Below are 16,084 nucleotides of genomic sequence, written 5' to 3'. Positions count from 1 at the left end.
CCTTCCCCCCGTCGGGGCGGCCGGCGGCGCTTCAGGACACACCATGCCACGCGTGCTTTGCTACGACACCACCCTGCGGGACGGCACACAGGCCGAGGACATCAGCCTCACCACCGAGGACAAGCTGCGCATCGCGCTCAAGCTCGACGAGCTGGGCCTGGCCTACATCGAGGGCGGCTGGCCGGGATCGAACCCCACGGACAAGCGGTTCTTCGAGGAAATCCGCAACTACAATTTGAAGACCGCCAGCATCGCCGCCTTCGGCAGCACCCACAACCACCGGGGCACGGCCGAGGCCGATCCCAACCTCAAGGCGCTGGTGGAGTCCGGCGCGCCCGTGGCCACCATTTTCGGCAAGAGCTGGGACATCCACGTCACCGAGGCGCTCGGCACGACCCTGCCGCGAAACATCGACCTGGTGGGCGATTCCCTGGCGTTTTTGCGCCCGCACTTCCGGGAGCTCTTCTTCGACGCCGAGCATTTCTTCGACGGCTACAAGGCCAATCCCGACTACGCCCTGGCGGTGCTCAGGCGCGCCCACGAGGCCGGGGCCGACGTGCTGGTCCTTTGCGACACCAACGGCGGCACCCTGCCCTCGGACTTCCGGGCCGTCATGGCCGCGGCCACGGCCGCCCTGCCCGGGGCGAAATTCGGCGTCCACGCCCACAACGACTCGGGCGTGGCCGTGGCCAACTCCCTGGAGGGCGTGGAACTCGGGGCCGTGCAGGTCCAGGGCACGATAAACGGCTACGGCGAACGCTGCGGCAACGCCAACCTGTGCTCCATCATCCCCTCCCTCGCCCTCAAGCGGGGCATCGATTGCCTGCCCGAGGGCAAGCTGGCGCTTTTGACGGCCACGGCCCATTTCGTCTCGGAGATGGTCAACCAGCAGCCGCCCTCCAACCAGCCCTACGTGGGCGACGGGGCCTTCGCCCACAAGGGCGGGGTGCACGTCTCGGCCGTGGTGAAAAACCCGCTGACCTACGAGCACATCGCGCCCGAGGCCGTGGGCAACGAGCGCCGGGTGCTGCTGTCGGACCTCTCGGGCCAGAGCAACATCCTCTACAAGGCCCGGGAATTCGGCTTCGAGCTCGACAAGAACGACCCCTTCGTGCTGGAGCTTCTGACCACCATCAAGGAGCGCGAGGCCCACGGCTACGAGTACACCGCGGCCGAGGCCTCCTACGAGCTGCTTTTAAACCGCGTCCTCGGCCGGGCGCGCAGCTATTTCACCGTCACCCGTTACCGGGTGCTCGACGACAACGCCTACGAATGCATGGAGCCCCTGACCGAGGCCACGGTCATGATCAAGGTGGGCGGCCGGGTCAAGCACACCGCCGCCACCGGGCGCGGCCCCATAAACGCCCTGGACAAGGCCATCCGTAAGGCCCTGCGCGGCTTCTACCCGCGCCTGGCCGAGATGCGCCTGCTCGACTTCAAGGTGCGCGTGCTCTCGGGCACGGCCGAGGACGAGCAATGCTGCAAGGGCGGCTGCGGCACGGCCTCCCACGTCCGGGTGCTGGTGGAGTCCGGCGACAACGCGAAGCGGTGGGTGACGGTGGGCGTTTCCCACAACGTCATCGAGGCGAGCTTCCAGGCCATGGAGGACGCCATCAACTACAAGCTGTTCAGCGACGACAAGGAAAAACTCACCAAGGCCCTCAAGGGTTGACGCGGCGGGGCCGGACCGCCCCGACGCGGTCCGGCCCCGGCCGAGGCATGACGTTATGGGTCTTGTACGCTTCCTTCTGGCCGTGACCGTGGTCATCAACCACACCGGCCCCCTTTTCGGCCTCGTCTTCACCGACGCCTACATGGCGATCAAGGTCTTCTTCATCATCTCGGGCTTCTACATGGCCCTCATCCTGTCCGAGAAGTACACCGGACCGGGACGGTGCCGGCTTTTCTACACCAACCGCTTCCTGCGCCTCTTTCCGGTCTACTGGGTGGTGCTCTTCCTCTCCCTGGCCGTGTCCCTGGCCTTCAAGTTCGGCCTGCACACGGCGCTTTTGCTCGGCCCCTGGCAGACCTGGCTGCCGGCGCTCTCCCCGGGCACGGCGGCGCTATTGGCCGGGGCCAACCTGACCATCCTCGGCCAGGACGTCCTTTTCTTCACCCACCTCGACCCAGCGACCGGAACCCTGTCCTTCGCCTGGGACGCCCTGCACCGGGCCACGCCGGCCTGGTTCTTCCTGCTCATTCCGCAGGCCTGGACCATCTCCCTGGAGCTGGTCTTCTACCTGCTCGCGCCGTGGCTCGTGCGCCGCTCCAACGCTTTTCTGGTCGGCTGCGTCGCCGCGAGCCTGCTGCTGCGGTCCTTCGTCTACATCGAGGACTTCCCCTTCGACCCCTGGAAGCAGCGCTTCTTTCCGGTCGAATGCGGCTTTTTCCTGTGCGGCATCCTGTCCTACCGGCTCTACGCCCGGCTGCGGGCCGTCCGCGTCCCCCGGCGCACGCAGTGGGCCGTGGCCGCGCTCTACCTGGCCGGCATCGTCGGCTACCAGTGCCTGCCCGGGGCCAAGGGCAAGGAGTTCTACCTCTACGCCGCCACCATGGCCTGCATCCCGTTTCTTTTCCTGCTCACGAAGAAGATGCGTTTCGACCGGGCGCTGGGCGAGCTGTCCTACCCCATCTACATCTCCCACTGGACCGTCATCATGGTGGCCGAGTACTTCCTGGGCAAAAAGCACCTGCCCGTGGTCGCCCTGGCCGCCACCATCCTCTTTTGCCTGGCGCTCAACCGGCTGGTGGCCGACCCCATCGAGCGCTACCGGCAAAAGCGCGTGCTGCGCGGCCGCTAACAGGCCGCCATGAAAAAGCATCTTCCGCTTCCCGCGGGCGCGTGCTAGGGTGTCCGGGTCGACATCCCGCAACCCCATCGAGGAGCTAAGGTCATGGTCCAGATCAAGACCATCGTGTGCGCCCTGGATTTCTCCGAAGTCAGCCCCAAGGTGGCCGATTACGCCAGAACCCTGGCCGAGCTGTGCGGCGCGCGGATCGTGGCCCTGTACGTGGCCCCGTCCCTGACCCAGTATGTGGAGTTCCACGTCCAGGCCAGCTACATCGACGATTTCGTGACCGGCATCGTCAGCGGCGCCACGGACACCATGGAATCGTTCATCAAGGAATACTTCCCGGGCGTGCCTGTGGAAAGCCGGGTGGTCTCGGGCTACGCGGCCGAGGAGATCGTGAGCGTGGCCGAGGAGGTGGGGGCGGACCTCATCGTGCTCGGCACCCACGGCCGCAAGGGCATCGACAAGATCCTGTTCGGCTCCGTGGCCGAGAAGGTCATCAAGACCGCCAAGGCCCCGGTGCTGTCCATGCGCCCGGAAGGCAAGGACGAATAGCCCCGCCCCTGGCCGATCCGGCGGCTGCGGCCGCCGGATCGGGGCCGGCCATCGCCATGGCGGACCGGCTCGCGGGAAACCCGGAGTCGCGTCCTCGGAAATGTGCATGCTTTTTTGACTTTACCATGTTTTAATAATTATTTTAATGGGATATAGCCACAGGCGACACGGCGCCGCCCCGTACCGGATCGCGGTCGTGCACGGCGGTCCCGGAGCCGCCGGCGAAATGGCCCCCGTGGCCCGGGTCCTCTCGAGGCGCGGCGGCGTGCTGGAGCCGCTGCAGACCGCCCTTTCGGTGGAAGGCCAGATCGCGGAGCTGGCCGACTGCCTGCGCCGGGCCGCCTCCCCGCCGGTAGCCTGCGTGGGCCACTCCTGGGGAGCCTGGCTGGCCGTGCTTACTGCGGCGCGCCATCCCGATCTGGTGAACAGGCTGGTCCTGGTCGGGAGCGGCCCCTTCGAAGAACGCTACGCCGCAGGCATGACGCAAACCCGCCTGGACCGCCTTCCTGCCGGGGAGCGCCTGGAAGCCCATGGGCTGCTCGCCCGCGCCGAAGCCCTGGACGACGCCGGCCTGGCCAGGCTCGGCGCACTTTTCGCCCGGGCGGACGCCTACGATCCCCTGCCCCCGGGCGACGAGAACGCGGACGCCATGCCGCCCACAAACGCCCAGGCCGCGATCTTCGCCGCCGTCTGGCCCGAGGCCGCGGCCCTGCGCCGCAGCGGCGAACTCCTGCGCCGGGCGCGCTCCCTGCGCTGCCCTGTCATCGTCTTGCACGGCGACCACGATCCCCATCCCGTGGCCGGCGTGCGCGAGCCCCTGTCCGGCCTGCCGGGACTGCGCTGCCTCGTGCTGCCGCGCTGCGGCCACACGCCCTGGCGCGAGCGGCAGGCCCGGGAGCCCTTCTTTCGGGCCCTGGCCGCCGCCTTGGGCGCCGACGACGCCCCGGTCAAGGTCTGACTGCGGCCCGTCTGCCTGCGCTGCCTCTACCCTCCTTACACAATTGGCGTTGCCTCGCCACCGCGACGGCCGATGCGCACCGCCCCGAAATCACGTTTCGCCCTTGTTTTCAATGCGGCAAAAGCACTGATTCAACTACATGTAATTATTAATTTTTAACATTACAATAATTCCATCTCTTCGAGGCATTATTTTTGTCGTTGCTTTTTGCCCCAGAAGCGTTAAGTGGTACCGGTGTCGAATTTTACCCATTTTGTGAAAGAGGAGCCAGCATGGAAAAGCAGACCCTGGAAAAAGTCTTTGAATACGCCTCGTCCCCGGTGCATGGCACCCTGTCGCGCAAACTGCGCAAGGGCGTGAAAATACAGGTCAACGACGGGAACGTCTTCGAAGGGGCCACCTTGTTTCTCGGCGACGAATTCGTGCGCGTCACCGTCAAGGTCGGCGAAGAGACGCGCAACACCTACTACGCCTGGGACAAGATCTGCTGCGTGACTACCATCGGCAAGGTGGAAGACTAGCCACGCCCGTCAGCCGGAGGCCGACCGCCGATCGCGTCCCCGGCTCGACCGCATTTGGTCCGCGCCGGCACCCCTCTCCCGACGTGGATCAGGCGCCGCCCCACCTCTCCACGGGGCGGCGCTCTTTTTCCAATTTTGACAATGCGGCTGGGAGTACGGCTCTCGGAGCCTCAGGCGCTTTCCAGGTTGCGAATGGCAGGACAATGATTATCCTTCTCAAAAGAGAAGAGAGAGTCTGGGCGTACGACACGCAGGAGGACGCCATGCAACATCTGACCAGCAGCTACAAGGGCTTTCATATCGAACTCACCCCCGGGGGCGACTACTGCGCCTCCTTCAGCGTCGACATCCGCGACCCGTCAGGGCGCGTGTCCCATCTGGGCACGGCCGGCAACACCGAGGAGCGCGCCCTGGAACGCGGCCGGGAGTGGATCGATTTCGAGGAGGCCTTCGCCCCCAGGCAATAGCCTCCCCTGGCCCTTTGCCCGGTTTGATGGTACCCCCGGGGCCGACTTCGACTTCGGGGGTTTCCCATGCCGTCCATTCCCGTCACCGTCCTCACCGGCTTTCTCGGCGCCGGCAAGACAACCCTGCTCAACCGCGTCCTGTCCGAGAACCACGGCCGCAGATTCGCCGTCATCGTCAACGAGTTCGGCGAAATCGGCATCGACAACGAACTGATCGTCTCCTCGGACGAGGAGATCCACCTGATGAACAACGGCTGCGTTTGCTGCTCGGTGCGCGGGGACCTCATCCGCGTGCTCGGCGGCCTGGCCAGGCGCCTTGGGGCCTTCGACGGCGTGCTGCTCGAGACCACCGGCCTGGCCGATCCGGCGGCCATCATCCAGACCTTCGCCATGGACGAGGACACCGGCGAGGCCTTTGCCCTGGATTCGGTGACCACCGTGGTGGACGCGGTCCACTTCCCCCGCCACGTGGCGGAAAACCGGCAAGCCCTGGAACAGGCGGTCTACGCCGACCTGGTCGTCCTCAACAAGACCGACCTCGTGGACGCCGACGAACTGGCCGGGATCGAGGCCACGATACGACGCCTCAACGACACGGCCGAGATCGTGCGCGCCGTGCGCTGCGATGTGCCCATCGACAAGCTGCTGGACCGCAAGGCCTTCGACATCGGCCGGCTGCTCTTCGGCCATCCCGCCCTTGCCGGCCAGGCCCACGAGCACGACCACGGCATTGCAAGCGTGAGCCTGGCTATCGACGCGCCGCTGGACCCGGAAAAGCTCGGCGAGTTCCTCTCTGGCCTCCTTCGCGAGCGCGGCCAGGACATCTACCGCTGCAAGGGCATCATGGCCGTGGCCGGAACCACGCAGCGCTTCATTTTCCAGGGCGTGCACATGTACCTCGAAACCGCCTGGGGCGCGCCGTTTAAGCCTGACGAGGCGCGCACCAGCCGGGCCGTGTTCATCGGCCGGGGCCTCGACCGGCAGGCTCTGGAAAAAGGACTCGCCGCCTGCGCGGCCAAGGAAGGGAACGCATGAGCTTTTCGCCGGACCCCCAGTTGCCGGGCCTTGTCACCGCCTCCCTCGACGCCTACGTCAGCGCCTGCGCCCTGAGTCCGGACGGGGGCACGGCCGCCTTCGCCCTGGGCGACGGCACGCTGGCCCTTTTCGACGTCGCCTCGGGCGGAACAACCCGCGCCCCTGTCCACGCCGGCGCGGCCCTGTGCCTGGCCGCCGCGCCCCAAGGCTTTCTCACCGGCGGCGACGACGGCAAGGCCGTCCTCACCCGCCCCGACGGCGAGAGTCTGGAACTGGCGAGCTTCCCCGGGCAGTGGATCGAGCACGCTGCGGCCGGCCGCGACGGCGCGGTGCTGGCCGTCTCGCGCGGCAAGGCCGTGGTTCTTTTCGACGGGGAGAGCCTGACTCCGTCCGTGCTGCCCGAACTGCCGGCCACGGTCGGCGGTTTGGCCATGCCCCCCGACGGACGCGCCCTGGCCGCCGCCCACTACGACGGGGTCACGGTCTACGCCCCGCCGCGCCCCGGCGCGCCGGGCAACGCTTTCGACGGCCCCGGCGCCAACCTGACTCTGGCCTTTTCGCCCGACGGGGGGAAGATGGCCTGCGCCACCCAGGACAAGAGCGTGCGCGTCTACGACCTGGAGCAGGCCGCCGGCTATCTGCTGGAGGGATATCCGGCCAAGGTGCGCTGCCTGTCGTTCTCCCAGGACGGGAACACGCTGTGGACAGGAGGCGAACAGGCCTTCGTGGGCTGGCCTGTGAACGCCGCGGTCGATCCGGCCGCGCGCGAGGCCCTGGTCTTCGGCGCGTTCGAGCACGGCCTGCTCGGGGCTGTGGCCGCCCATCCGGCCCTGCCGCTGGTGGCCGGGGGCTTCGACGGCGGCGTGGTCTTTCTGGGGATGCCCGAGCGCAAGGCGGCCGCGCCCCTGCTCGTGCTGGAAAACCGGCGCGTCGTCTGCCTGGCCTGGTCGGCCGACGGCCGGCGGCTTATCGGCGGCGGCGACGGCGGTGCGGCTTTCTGCCTGGACGTGACCGGCTAGGGCCGCTCCTGCCGCAAACAAATCACTTGGCCGCTTTCCCCGCCGCGTCGAGCATGTCGCGAATGGCCCGCTGCACGTCGTCCAGGTCGCTCAGCACGGCCGCGGCGATCTCGCGCACGGCCGCGGCGTCGCCGGCCAGGGCGGCACCCTGGAGCCGTCGCGCGTCCTCGGCCAGCCCGCGGGCGCGCAGCGGCACGGCCATGCCGAGCAGGCTGTGGGCCTGGTCGGCCGCCGCCGGCCAGTCCTCCCCGGCCACGGCCGTCGCCAGGGCGGCCGCCACGGCCGGGCTCTCCTCGAGGAACAGCCGGCTGATCTCCAGGGCGAACTCGCGCTTGCCGCGCTGTTCGTAATACCCCATGTCCATGGCTTCCCGTCGGACGTGGCCCACGGCCGGGCTTCCCTCGGCCGCGCGGGAGAGCACCCGGCGCATGGCCGCGAAGAGTTCCTCCACGTCCACCGGCTTGGACACGTAGTCGTCGAGCCCCACGGACAGGAACCGCTCGCGGTCGCCCTTCATGCTGTAGGCGGTCAAGGCCACGATGGGCACCTTGCAGGCCGCCTCCCCGGCCTCGCCGGCCCGGATGCGCCGGGTGGCCTCGGTCCCGTCCATCTCCGGCATCTGGATGTCCATGAGCACCACGTCGGCGGGGCTTTCGCCCAGATGCGCCAGCGCCTCGCCCCCGGAACCGGCGATGCGCACCTCGCAGCCGGCTTCCACCAGAAAATGCCGCAGGAAGAGCCGGTTGACCTGGTTGTCCTCGGCCAGCAGCACCTTGAGGCCCGCGAAGCCGCCGGCCGGGGCGGCCGCATCCTGGCCGGCCGGCTCCCGCCGGGCCTCCTGGGCCGGGCGCAGGGAGACGGTGAAGGAAAAGACGCTGCCCTTGCCCGGCTTGCTCTCGACGCCGATGGTTCCACCCATCATCTCCACCAGCCGACGGCTGATGGCCAGTCCCAGGCCCGTGCCGCCGTAGAGCTTGGACCGCGACTGCTCGATCTGGGAAAAAACCTGAAAGAGGTCGGGCATGCGCTCGGCCGGAATGCCGATGCCGGTGTCGCGCACGGCGCAGGCCACGCGCATGGGGTCGCCGGGCCGGTCCAGGCGGATGGACACGGCCACTTCGCCCTTGTCGGTGAATTTGAGGGCGTTGCCGACGAGGTTGCGTACCACCTGCATGATGCGGTCCGGGTCGCCGTGCAGCGTGTCGGGCAGTTTCGGGTCGAGGCGCGTGGCGAGCCTCAGCCCCTTTTGCCGCGCCGAGAAGTGGAACGGCTTCATGGTGCGGTCGAGCGTCTCGCGCAGATCGAAATCCACCGGCGAAAACTCCATCTTGCCGGCCTCAATCTTGGAAAAGTCCAGGATGTCATTGACGATGCCGAGCAGCGACCGCGAGGAATCCAGGATCATCTCCAGGTTCTCGCGCAGCTCCGGCCGGGGTGACATGCTGAGCGCCATCTGCGTGAGCCCGATGATGCCGGAAAGGGGCGTGCGGATCTCGTGGCTCATGTTGGCCAGAAAGCCGCTCTTGGCCCGGTTGGCCGTCTCGGCCTGGCTGCGGGCCCGCTCCAGGTCGCGTTCCCGGCGGTGGTTGTTGATGTGGGCGATGACGCCATCGCCAAGCAGGCAAAGCCGGCCCACGTCCGCGTCGACATAGGGCTCGGCCTTGTCCACCACGACCAGGACAAGCCTGGTGGAAGCGCCGTCGGACACCGGCGCGACGAGATGCCGCCGCAGCGTCGCCGCCGGGGCGTCCCCGCCCCCGGAACCGGCGATGTTGCCGACCACGGCCAGAAGCGAGGGCCAGTCGTCGCTGTCGATGCCGACGGAAGACATGTGGAAGGAGGCGACGTCCGGGGGAAGGCCGAAGGCGGCCAGGGCTTCGGGATCGGCGGCGAGCAGGTCCATGCCCCGGCGGTTGGGATTGAAGACCGCGCACAACCCGGCCCGGCTGCCGGTCAGGGAGGCGGCCATGGCCACCACCTCGTCCGCCAGTTCGGGCAGGGAGGCCTCGCGTCGGCGGCCCAGGCGCAGCAGGGCCTCGAGGGTGCGGGTGTGCAGGGCGCGCTCCTCGGCGGCGCGCCGGGAGCCGGTCACGTCCAGGACATGGGCGATGAAATGGACGGGCCGGCCCTGGCCGTCCCGGACCAGGCGGGCCGACACCCGGCCCCAGAGGGGCTTGCCCGAGGCGTGGAGGAAACGCTTTTCAAACCGGAAATGCTCGCGCCGGCCGGCCAGGGCCAGGGCCAGGTAGCGAGGGGTCACGTCCCGGTCCTCGGGATGGGCCAGGTCGTTTATGCCCATGGTCAGCAGCCGCTCGGAGGTTCGGCCGAAAAAGCGGCACAGCGCCTCGTTGACCCGCGTGAAGCGCCCGTCGACATCCACGATGCAAAGCCCTTCGTTGGCTCCTTCGAAGGCCATACGGAAAAGCGCCTCACTGGCGGCCAGGGGTCCGTCGCGCCCGTCTCCACGCTCCATGTCGCGCACTCCTCTTCCCGCGTCGCGGAAACTGTCTTATTCTTCTAGCCCAGCCGCGGCATGATGACAACGCCGTGGCCCGTCCAGCCGGCTTCCGCGACGGCGCTTCAACCCAGGGCCGTTCCGGTTCGAACACACTTTCGCCGGGCCGTTCGACGACCCGTTTTCACTCTGGAGGACGCACATGCAGCACACGCAATGCCTGATCATCGGCGCGGGCCCGGCCGGACTTTCGGCCGCCATCTACACGGCCCGGGCAGGCATGGACACCGTGGTCGTCGGCTGCGAACCCAAAATCGCCGGCGACTACGACATCGACAACTACTTCGGTTTCCCGGAGACCGTCTCCGGCCGGGAGCTCATCGACCGCGGCCTGCGCCAGGCCGAGCGCTTCGGCGCGCGCATCTTCTGCCAGCGGGCCCTGGCCGTGCACATAAACGACGACGGCTCCTTCCACGTGGCCACGGACCAGGACGAATACGAGGCCAAGGCCGTGGTCATCGCCGCGGGCGTGACCCGGGTGCGGCCGGGGATCAGCAACATCGCCGACTACGAGGGCAAGGGCGTCTCCTACTGCGTCAGCTGCGACGGCTTCTTCTTCCGGGGCCGCAAGGTGCTGGTGGTGGGCGAGGGGAACTACGCCGCCAACCAGGCTTTGGAGCTGACCAACTTCACCAAGGACGTCGCCGTATACACCCAGGGCAAGGAACCGGCCATGGGCGACGGGTTCGCCGCCAAGCTCGAAGCGGCCGGCATCCCGGTCTCGACCGCCAGGATCGCCAGCCTCGCCGGCGAGCCGGCCATGACCGAGGCCGTGCTGGAGGACGGCGGGCGGGTGGCGGCGGACGGGCTTTTCGTGGCCATGGGTCAGGCCTCGGCCCTGGACTTCGCCAAGACCCTCGGCGTGACGACGCGCGGAGCCTTCATCGAGGCGGACAGCGAGCAGAAGACCAACGTGCCCGGGGTGTTCGCGGCCGGGGACTGCGTGGGGCGTTTCATGCAGATCAGCGTGGCCGTGGGCGAAGGGGCCAAGGCCGGCCGGGCGGCCATCGCCCACGTCAAGGGTTCGTGAAGCGCGCCCCGGCGTTTTTGCCGGGGCGATGGCCCATTCGACCGTCGGTTTCGAACGCACGGCGCGCCGCTTGACGCGGCAGCCGGCCGGCGGCGGCCGTCCCCTTGACAGCCTTCGCCGGCGCGGCTTATAAAAACAAGTTCGCGAACACGGCATGGGCCTATAGCTCAGTTGGTAGAGCCACCGGCTCATAACCGGCAGGTCCCAGGTTCGAATCCTGGTAGGCCCACCACGAAGGATACATGGCCACCCAGACCCTCCCCCAAAAAGACACGGCCGTCGCGGCCCGGACCGCGACGCGGCAAGGCCCGGCGGCCGCTTCAAGCGCTTTTCCCGCGGCGTCATGCGCGTAACCGAACTCGTCGCCGCAATCGAGGAAACGGCCGTTCCCGGCCGGGCAGCCTCCTGGGACCGCAGCGGCGTGCAGATCGCCGGTACGCGGGAGGCCTGCGACAAGCTGGCCGTGGCCCTTGACCCCACCCCTGCCTTCGTGTCCGAAGCCCTGGCCTGGGGAGCGCAGTTCCTGCTCGTCCACCATCCCCTGACGCTGTCTCCGCGCCTACCCGACCGGGTGGACGACCACCACCGCATCCTGGCCATGGTCCTGTCTCGCGGCGCCTGGCTCTACGCCGCCCACACCTCCCTGGACACGGCCGTGGGCGGGCCGCCGGCCTGGCTGGCCGAGGCGCTCGGCCTTGCCGAGCGGCGCGTGCTGGAGCCGGCCGGCGAGGAGCGCCATCTGGCGGCGCGCTTCGCGGCCGCCGCGCCCGAAACCCTGCGCGACGCCCTGGCCGCCCTGCCGGGCGTGACCCTGGCCCCGCCGGAGTCGGGACTCGTGGAAGCGGTCTTCGCGCCGCGCCGCAAATCCCGGGTCCTGGCCGCCGCGGCCTGCCCCGAGGCGTCTCTTTTTTCCCTGACCGAGCTGGCCGCGCCCGCCGACGCCTATGGCTACGGCCTGGTGGGCCGTCTGCCCGTCCCCCTGCCCTTCGGCGCGTTCCTCGGCCGGCTGGCCGCGCTGTTGCCGCGCGGCTTCTTCACCCTGGCCGGCGAGGAGCCCGAGACCGTGTCCAGCCTGGCCTACTGCCCCGGCTCCGGCGCGGACATGGCCGGGCGCGCCTTCGCCGCCGGCGCGGACGTGTTCCTCACCGGCGACCTCAAGTACCATCAAGCCCAGGCCGTGCCGCCGGGCCGGTGCATCCTCGACGTGGGCCACTTCAGCCTGGAGGAGGTCATGATGCGCCGTTTCGCCGCATCGCTGGCCGAGTCTCTGGGACAGGACGGCCCGACCGTGCGCTTTTTCCCCGGAAACGATCCGTTTTCGGCGTATGTTCCGCAGGGACCTGCCGCCCGTGGAACCGAATAACAACGCGGAGAACCCCATGTATTTGAAACAAATCGAGCAACTGGTGGTCTTGCAGAAGGTGGACGACGAGATCGTCGTCCTCCAGGACGAACTCAAACGGGCTCCCCAGCGCATCACCGAGCTCGAAAAGCGCCGCCAGGAGATCGAAGAGAGCGCCGAGATCATTCGCGACAAGCTCAAGTATCTCAACGACCAGCAAAAGCGCCTGGAGACGGAGATCGAGACCGACTCCATGCGGCTGAAAAAAAGCAAAAGCAAGATGATGCAGGTCGGCAACACCAAGGAATACCACGCCATGATGCGTGAGATGGACAACCTGGAGAAGCAGAACCGCGGCCGCGAGGAAGAGAAGATCACCGTGGCCGACGAGCTCACTCGCCAGAACCAGGAACTCAAGTCCATCGACGAACAGGGCACGGAGCTCGACGCCGAGCTGGCCGTGGCCCGCCAGAGCCTGGACGAGCGCATCGCCGAGGCCAAGGCCCGGCTGGCCGAGCTGGACGCCCGTCGCGCCGTGGCCGGCACCGCCGTGCCCAAGCCCATCCTCCAGCGCTACGAATTCATCCGCTCGCGGCTCAAAAATCCGGTCATCGTGCCCGTGGACGCCGGCGTCTGCTCGGGCTGCCACATCTCCATCCCGCCCCAGTCCTTCATCGAGCTGCAAAAGGGCGTCCAGATCCTCAGCTGCCCCAACTGCCAGCGACTGATCTACTGGCGCGACCACATCACCCCGGAAGAGACTCCGGAAGCGGCCGAGATCGTCGAGACCCCGGCCGAGAGCCCGGCCGAATAGGGAATCCGCGGGACGCCGCCTCCGACCGGGGCGGCGTCCCGCTTTTCGCGCGCCCGTTCGCCCGCGGGGTTGCCACGGCGCGCCGAGGAGGCGACATGTCCGCGCGCGCATCGCTTCCCCACCTCGCCCGCATCCTTTTGGCGGCGCTTTGCGCCGCCCTCGCCCAGGGAGCGCCCGCCATGGCCGAAACTCCCACGCCCCGCCCCATCGTCATCGGCCATCGCGGCGCCAGCGGCCACCTGCCCGAACACACGCTCGCCTCCTACGCGCTTGCCATCGACATGGGCGCGGACTTCATCGAGCCCGACCTCGTGGCGACCCAAGACGGCATCCTCGTCGCACGCCACGAAAACGAGATTTCCGACACCACGGACGTGGCGGACAAATTTCCCGAGCGCAAGACGACCAAGGTCATCGACGGCGTTCCCGTGACGGGTTTTTTCACCGAGGACTTCAGCCTTGCCGAGATCAAGACCCTGCGGGCCAGGGAGCGACTGCCCTTCCGGGACCACGGCCACGACGGGCTCTACGCCGTCCCCACCTTCGACGAGATCGTCGCCCTGGCCAGGGCCAAGGAAAAGGAGACGGGCCGGGTCGTCGGGCTCTATCCCGAGACCAAGCACCCTTCCTATTTCCGCTCCATCGGCCTGCCCCTGGAACCCCGCCTGGTGACCGTCCTGCGCGAAAACGGCTACGACGCGCCCGACGCCCCGGTTTTCATCCAGTCTTTCGAGCCGGGAAACCTCCAGGAACTTCACGGCATGACCCGGGCTCCCCTGATCCTGCTCTACGAGTCGCCGGACAAACGGCCCTACGACCTGGTCCTGGCCGGCGACCCGCGCACCTACGGCGACCTGACGACCCCGGCCGCGCTTGCGGCCATCGCCGGCTTCGCCCGGGGCATCGGCCCCGACAAGCGCCTCATCGTACCCCAGAACCCGGACGGGAGCCTTGCCCCGGCCACGACCCTGGTGGCCGACGCCCACGCCGTGGGCCTGCTCGTCCATCCCTACACCTTCCGCAACGAATCCCGCTTCCTGGCCCCGGACTACGCCGGCGATCCGGCCAAGGAATACGCGCAGTTCTTCGCCCTGGGCGTGGACGGCGTGTTTTCGGATTTTCCCGGCACGGCCGCGGCCGCCCGCAAGGCCTTCGAGGCGGGCCGCTGACCCCGCCGCATCCCGGCGGCAGTTCGATAGGGAAGGAATATGGCGCTGTTCACCATTCCCGGCCAGCCCCCATCAAGGCCCGGCATCTGGTTCTGGACTACAACGGCGCCCTGGCCGTGGACGGCGCGCTGCGCCCGTCGCGGCTGGCCGCCACGCTGCGGCTCCAAGGCCAGCTTCGCACGCGCCGTTCGCGCCCACGCTCCATGAAGACGCGCCGTGTCCGGGATGACAAGCCCGGAATCGCTTGATAGCAAGGCGCAGGCGGTCCGCCAGGACCTCGCCGCCCTCGCGGGCGGAACGACGACGCCCGCCTCCACCCACCTTCAGTCCCAGGAGCGACGGATACGCCATGCAGTCCAGCGCCAGAAACGTCTTTTTCTCCAGGGTCGCCAGCGTCCGCAAGGGGCCGCTTTTGACGGAAGTGTCCATGACCGCCCAGCACGGCCTCGAGCTGGTGTCCGTCATCACCACCGAAAGCTACGAAGGGATGGGGTTGGCCGAAGGCCTGGCCGTGACGGCGCTGGTGAAGCCCCCGGAGATCCTTATCGGCAAGGACAGCCGCAAGCTCCTCACGAGCGCCCGCAACAACTTCGCCGGCCGGATCACCGGCGTGCGCGGCGACGGCGTGGCCGTGGAAATCCTGGGCGAACTTTCCGGCGGCACGCCCATGTGCGCGCTCATCACTGCCAAGTCGGTGGAAAATCTCAATATCACGGTCAACGATCAGGTCTGGTTCTTCTTCAAGGCCTTCAACGTCATCTTAAGCATCGACTGAGGCCGGGGGAACGGGACTCACGCCGCCCGCCCCGGCCTCGTCCGTCACAACACTATCTCTTCCAAGGCCTTGCGCTTGCGCGGATAAACTTCCGGCTCGTCGGGGCGACCCACGGCCAGGATGTTGACGATGCGCATGCCCTCGGGGATGGCGAAGCGGGCCTTGATGTTGGCCTCGTCGAACATGCCCACCCAGCAGGAGCCAAGGCCCATCTCCACGGCGCGCAGCATCATGAAGGCCTCGGCCAGGGCCGTGTTCATGGCGCAGGCCCCGAACCTGGCCTGCTCGGCCGCCGCCGCCTCGCGCGCCACGTAGGCGTCGATGCCGTCCATGGTCTCGCCCGTGATGATCTTGCCGTCGCGGTAAAAAAAAGCCGCGGACTGGGAATCCTTCACGTAATGGGCGAGGTCCGCGCAGCAGATGAAGACGGCCGCCGCGCCGGCCAGCCAGCCCTGCCTGCGCGAGGCTTCGCTCGTGCCGAACCAGGCGATGTCCGCCGCGTCCGTCACCACCTTGAAGCGCCACGGCTGCGTGTTGAGGCTCGACGGCGCGTTGCGGGCCGCTTCCAGCAGTTCGTGAATCTCGTCTTGGGTCAACGGTTTCTTGGCGAAGGCGCGCACGCTGTGGCGCGCGGCAATGGCTTCCTTGACGCCCATGCTCATGATCGCGACTCCTTGTTGGTAAGGTTATGGCGGTGCAGCAGCCTGCGCCACACCGCAAAGTCCTAGCGCGTCCCGGGGCCGGCACCAAGCCCCGTTTCTGTCGCCGACTTGCCTGATCCTGCGAAATACCGGATTTTCGGCTGCGCATGACGCGCTTTTGCGGCAGGATAACCGAAAGGAGCGGCACGAATGACGCAACCGACCGAATGCGCCCGGCAGCGCCTAGCCACCCTGCTCGCGGCCCAGGCGAAGTGCGACGGCTTTTCCGATTCCGCGCTGCCCGGCGTGCGCTACGCCCGGGCTCTGCGCCACTATCCCCTGGCCCCGGCGCTCTACGAACCTTCGGTGGTCATACTGGCCACGGGGAGCAAGCGCGCCGTGGTCGGCGAGACGGTCCACGCCCTGGACCCCGGCCACTACTGGGTGGTTT

At 68.1% G+C, this 16,084-nt stretch carries 16 protein-coding genes and 1 tRNA gene; 15 read left to right on the top strand and 2 right to left on the bottom strand.

Annotated features, from left to right (window positions below):
• Positions 1-43 precede the first annotated feature (43 nt).
• The 8 genes from cimA to Q1K70_RS16520 all read left to right on the top strand — a co-directional run bounded on the left by cimA (position 44) and on the right by Q1K70_RS16520 (position 7,347).
• A complete protein-coding gene (gene cimA, locus Q1K70_RS16555; protein WP_300161782.1) occupies positions 44-1,672 on the top strand; it encodes a citramalate synthase in 1,629 nt (542 codons plus the stop codon).
• A gap of 55 nt (positions 1,673-1,727) precedes the next feature.
• Entirely contained in the window at positions 1,728-2,801 is a 1,074-nt protein-coding gene (locus Q1K70_RS16550) for an acyltransferase (RefSeq protein WP_300161780.1), read from the top strand.
• Positions 2,802-2,894: 93 nt separating this feature from the next.
• A complete protein-coding gene (locus Q1K70_RS16545; RefSeq protein ID WP_300161777.1) occupies positions 2,895-3,347 on the top strand; it encodes a universal stress protein in 453 nt (150 codons plus the stop codon).
• A 196-nt stretch (positions 3,348-3,543) separates the two neighbouring features.
• Positions 3,544-4,305 (top strand): alpha/beta hydrolase, encoded by a 762-nt coding sequence (locus Q1K70_RS16540; RefSeq protein ID WP_300161775.1) that lies wholly within the window; start codon positions 3,544-3,546, stop codon positions 4,303-4,305.
• Between the two features lie 272 nt (positions 4,306-4,577).
• Positions 4,578-4,826: a hypothetical protein gene (locus Q1K70_RS16535; RefSeq protein WP_300161772.1), complete on the top strand. Its 249-nt coding sequence runs from the start codon at positions 4,578-4,580 to the stop codon at positions 4,824-4,826.
• A gap of 263 nt (positions 4,827-5,089) precedes the next feature.
• Complete coding sequence (locus Q1K70_RS16530) at positions 5,090-5,293, top strand: hypothetical protein (protein WP_300161769.1); 204 nt, start codon at positions 5,090-5,092, stop codon at positions 5,291-5,293.
• Positions 5,294-5,359: 66 nt separating this feature from the next.
• Entirely contained in the window at positions 5,360-6,328 is a 969-nt protein-coding gene (locus Q1K70_RS16525) for a GTP-binding protein (protein ID WP_300161766.1), read from the top strand.
• Positions 6,325-7,347 carry a WD40 repeat domain-containing protein gene (locus Q1K70_RS16520; RefSeq protein WP_300161763.1) on the top strand — a complete coding sequence of 341 codons (1,023 nt, stop codon included), beginning with the start codon at positions 6,325-6,327 and terminating at the stop codon, positions 7,345-7,347. Before Q1K70_RS16525 ends, Q1K70_RS16520 begins: the two co-directional genes overlap by 4 nt.
• Positions 7,348-7,369: 22 nt before the next feature.
• Here the strand turns inward: Q1K70_RS16520 and Q1K70_RS16515 are convergent, their stop codons facing one another.
• On the bottom strand, positions 7,370-9,820 hold the full coding sequence (locus tag Q1K70_RS16515) for a PAS domain-containing hybrid sensor histidine kinase/response regulator (RefSeq protein WP_300161760.1): 2,451 nt from the start codon (positions 9,818-9,820) through the stop codon (positions 7,370-7,372).
• Positions 9,821-10,004: 184 nt separating this feature from the next.
• Between Q1K70_RS16515 and Q1K70_RS16510 the strand changes: the two genes are divergently transcribed.
• The 6 genes from Q1K70_RS16510 (at position 10,005) to Q1K70_RS16485 (ending at position 14,992) form a co-directional block, all read left to right on the top strand.
• Positions 10,005-10,892: an NAD(P)/FAD-dependent oxidoreductase gene (locus Q1K70_RS16510; RefSeq protein ID WP_300161757.1), complete on the top strand. Its 888-nt coding sequence runs from the start codon at positions 10,005-10,007 to the stop codon at positions 10,890-10,892.
• 156 nt (positions 10,893-11,048) lie between these two features.
• Positions 11,049-11,124 (top strand) — tRNA-Ile (locus tag Q1K70_RS16505).
• Positions 11,125-11,235: 111 nt separating this feature from the next.
• Positions 11,236-12,255: a Nif3-like dinuclear metal center hexameric protein gene (locus tag Q1K70_RS16500; RefSeq protein ID WP_300161754.1), complete on the top strand. Its 1,020-nt coding sequence runs from the start codon at positions 11,236-11,238 to the stop codon at positions 12,253-12,255.
• Positions 12,256-12,271: 16 nt separating this feature from the next.
• Positions 12,272-13,048 carry a C4-type zinc ribbon domain-containing protein gene (locus Q1K70_RS16495; RefSeq protein WP_300161752.1) on the top strand — a complete coding sequence of 259 codons (777 nt, stop codon included), beginning with the start codon at positions 12,272-12,274 and terminating at the stop codon, positions 13,046-13,048.
• A 95-nt stretch (positions 13,049-13,143) separates the two neighbouring features.
• Entirely contained in the window at positions 13,144-14,217 is a 1,074-nt protein-coding gene (locus Q1K70_RS16490) for a glycerophosphodiester phosphodiesterase (RefSeq protein WP_300161750.1), read from the top strand.
• A 349-nt stretch (positions 14,218-14,566) separates the two neighbouring features.
• Entirely contained in the window at positions 14,567-14,992 is a 426-nt protein-coding gene (locus Q1K70_RS16485) for a TOBE domain-containing protein (protein ID WP_300161749.1), read from the top strand.
• A gap of 44 nt (positions 14,993-15,036) precedes the next feature.
• Here Q1K70_RS16485 and Q1K70_RS16480 read toward each other — a convergent pair whose 3' ends face one another.
• Entirely contained in the window at positions 15,037-15,654 is a 618-nt protein-coding gene (locus Q1K70_RS16480) for a nitroreductase family protein (protein WP_300161747.1), read from the bottom strand.
• A gap of 189 nt (positions 15,655-15,843) precedes the next feature.
• Here Q1K70_RS16480 and Q1K70_RS16475 point away from each other — a divergent pair.
• On the top strand, positions 15,844-16,084 hold a 241-nt coding region (locus Q1K70_RS16475; RefSeq protein ID WP_300161744.1), incomplete at its 3' end, for an AraC family transcriptional regulator N-terminal domain-containing protein.

Origin of the sequence: Solidesulfovibrio sp. (assembly GCF_029978005.1) — a bacterium.
Taxonomy (GTDB): Bacteria; Desulfobacterota; Desulfovibrionia; order Desulfovibrionales; family Desulfovibrionaceae; genus Solidesulfovibrio.
The sequence above is the reverse complement of the archived record's forward strand: the minus strand, read 5'-3'. Positions and strand labels throughout refer to the sequence as shown.

What these genes read in the sequence shown, in the direction of transcription:
- Q1K70_RS16510 (WP_300161757.1), top strand. Translation starts at nt 10,005, where the DNA reads ATGCAGCACACGCAATGCCTGATCATCGGCGCGGGCCCGGCCGGACTT.
- Q1K70_RS16490 (WP_300161750.1), top strand. Translation starts at nt 13,144, where the DNA reads ATGTCCGCGCGCGCATCGCTTCCCCACCTCGCCCGCATCCTTTTGGCG.
- Q1K70_RS16520 (WP_300161763.1), top strand. Translation starts at nt 6,325, where the DNA reads ATGAGCTTTTCGCCGGACCCCCAGTTGCCGGGCCTTGTCACCGCCTCC.
- Q1K70_RS16535 (WP_300161772.1), top strand. Translation starts at nt 4,578, where the DNA reads ATGGAAAAGCAGACCCTGGAAAAAGTCTTTGAATACGCCTCGTCCCCG.
- Q1K70_RS16500 (WP_300161754.1), top strand. Translation starts at nt 11,236, where the DNA reads ATGCGCGTAACCGAACTCGTCGCCGCAATCGAGGAAACGGCCGTTCCC.
- Q1K70_RS16550 (WP_300161780.1), top strand. Translation starts at nt 1,728, where the DNA reads ATGGGTCTTGTACGCTTCCTTCTGGCCGTGACCGTGGTCATCAACCAC.
- Q1K70_RS16480 (WP_300161747.1), bottom strand. Translation starts at nt 15,654, where the DNA reads ATGAGCATGGGCGTCAAGGAAGCCATTGCCGCGCGCCACAGCGTGCGC.
- cimA (WP_300161782.1), top strand. Translation starts at nt 44, where the DNA reads ATGCCACGCGTGCTTTGCTACGACACCACCCTGCGGGACGGCACACAG.
- Q1K70_RS16525 (WP_300161766.1), top strand. Translation starts at nt 5,360, where the DNA reads ATGCCGTCCATTCCCGTCACCGTCCTCACCGGCTTTCTCGGCGCCGGC.
- Q1K70_RS16485 (WP_300161749.1), top strand. Translation starts at nt 14,567, where the DNA reads ATGCAGTCCAGCGCCAGAAACGTCTTTTTCTCCAGGGTCGCCAGCGTC.
- Q1K70_RS16495 (WP_300161752.1), top strand. Translation starts at nt 12,272, where the DNA reads ATGTATTTGAAACAAATCGAGCAACTGGTGGTCTTGCAGAAGGTGGAC.
- Q1K70_RS16515 (WP_300161760.1), bottom strand. Translation starts at nt 9,820, where the DNA reads ATGGAGCGTGGAGACGGGCGCGACGGACCCCTGGCCGCCAGTGAGGCG.
- Q1K70_RS16545 (WP_300161777.1), top strand. Translation starts at nt 2,895, where the DNA reads ATGGTCCAGATCAAGACCATCGTGTGCGCCCTGGATTTCTCCGAAGTC.
- Q1K70_RS16530 (WP_300161769.1), top strand. Translation starts at nt 5,090, where the DNA reads ATGCAACATCTGACCAGCAGCTACAAGGGCTTTCATATCGAACTCACC.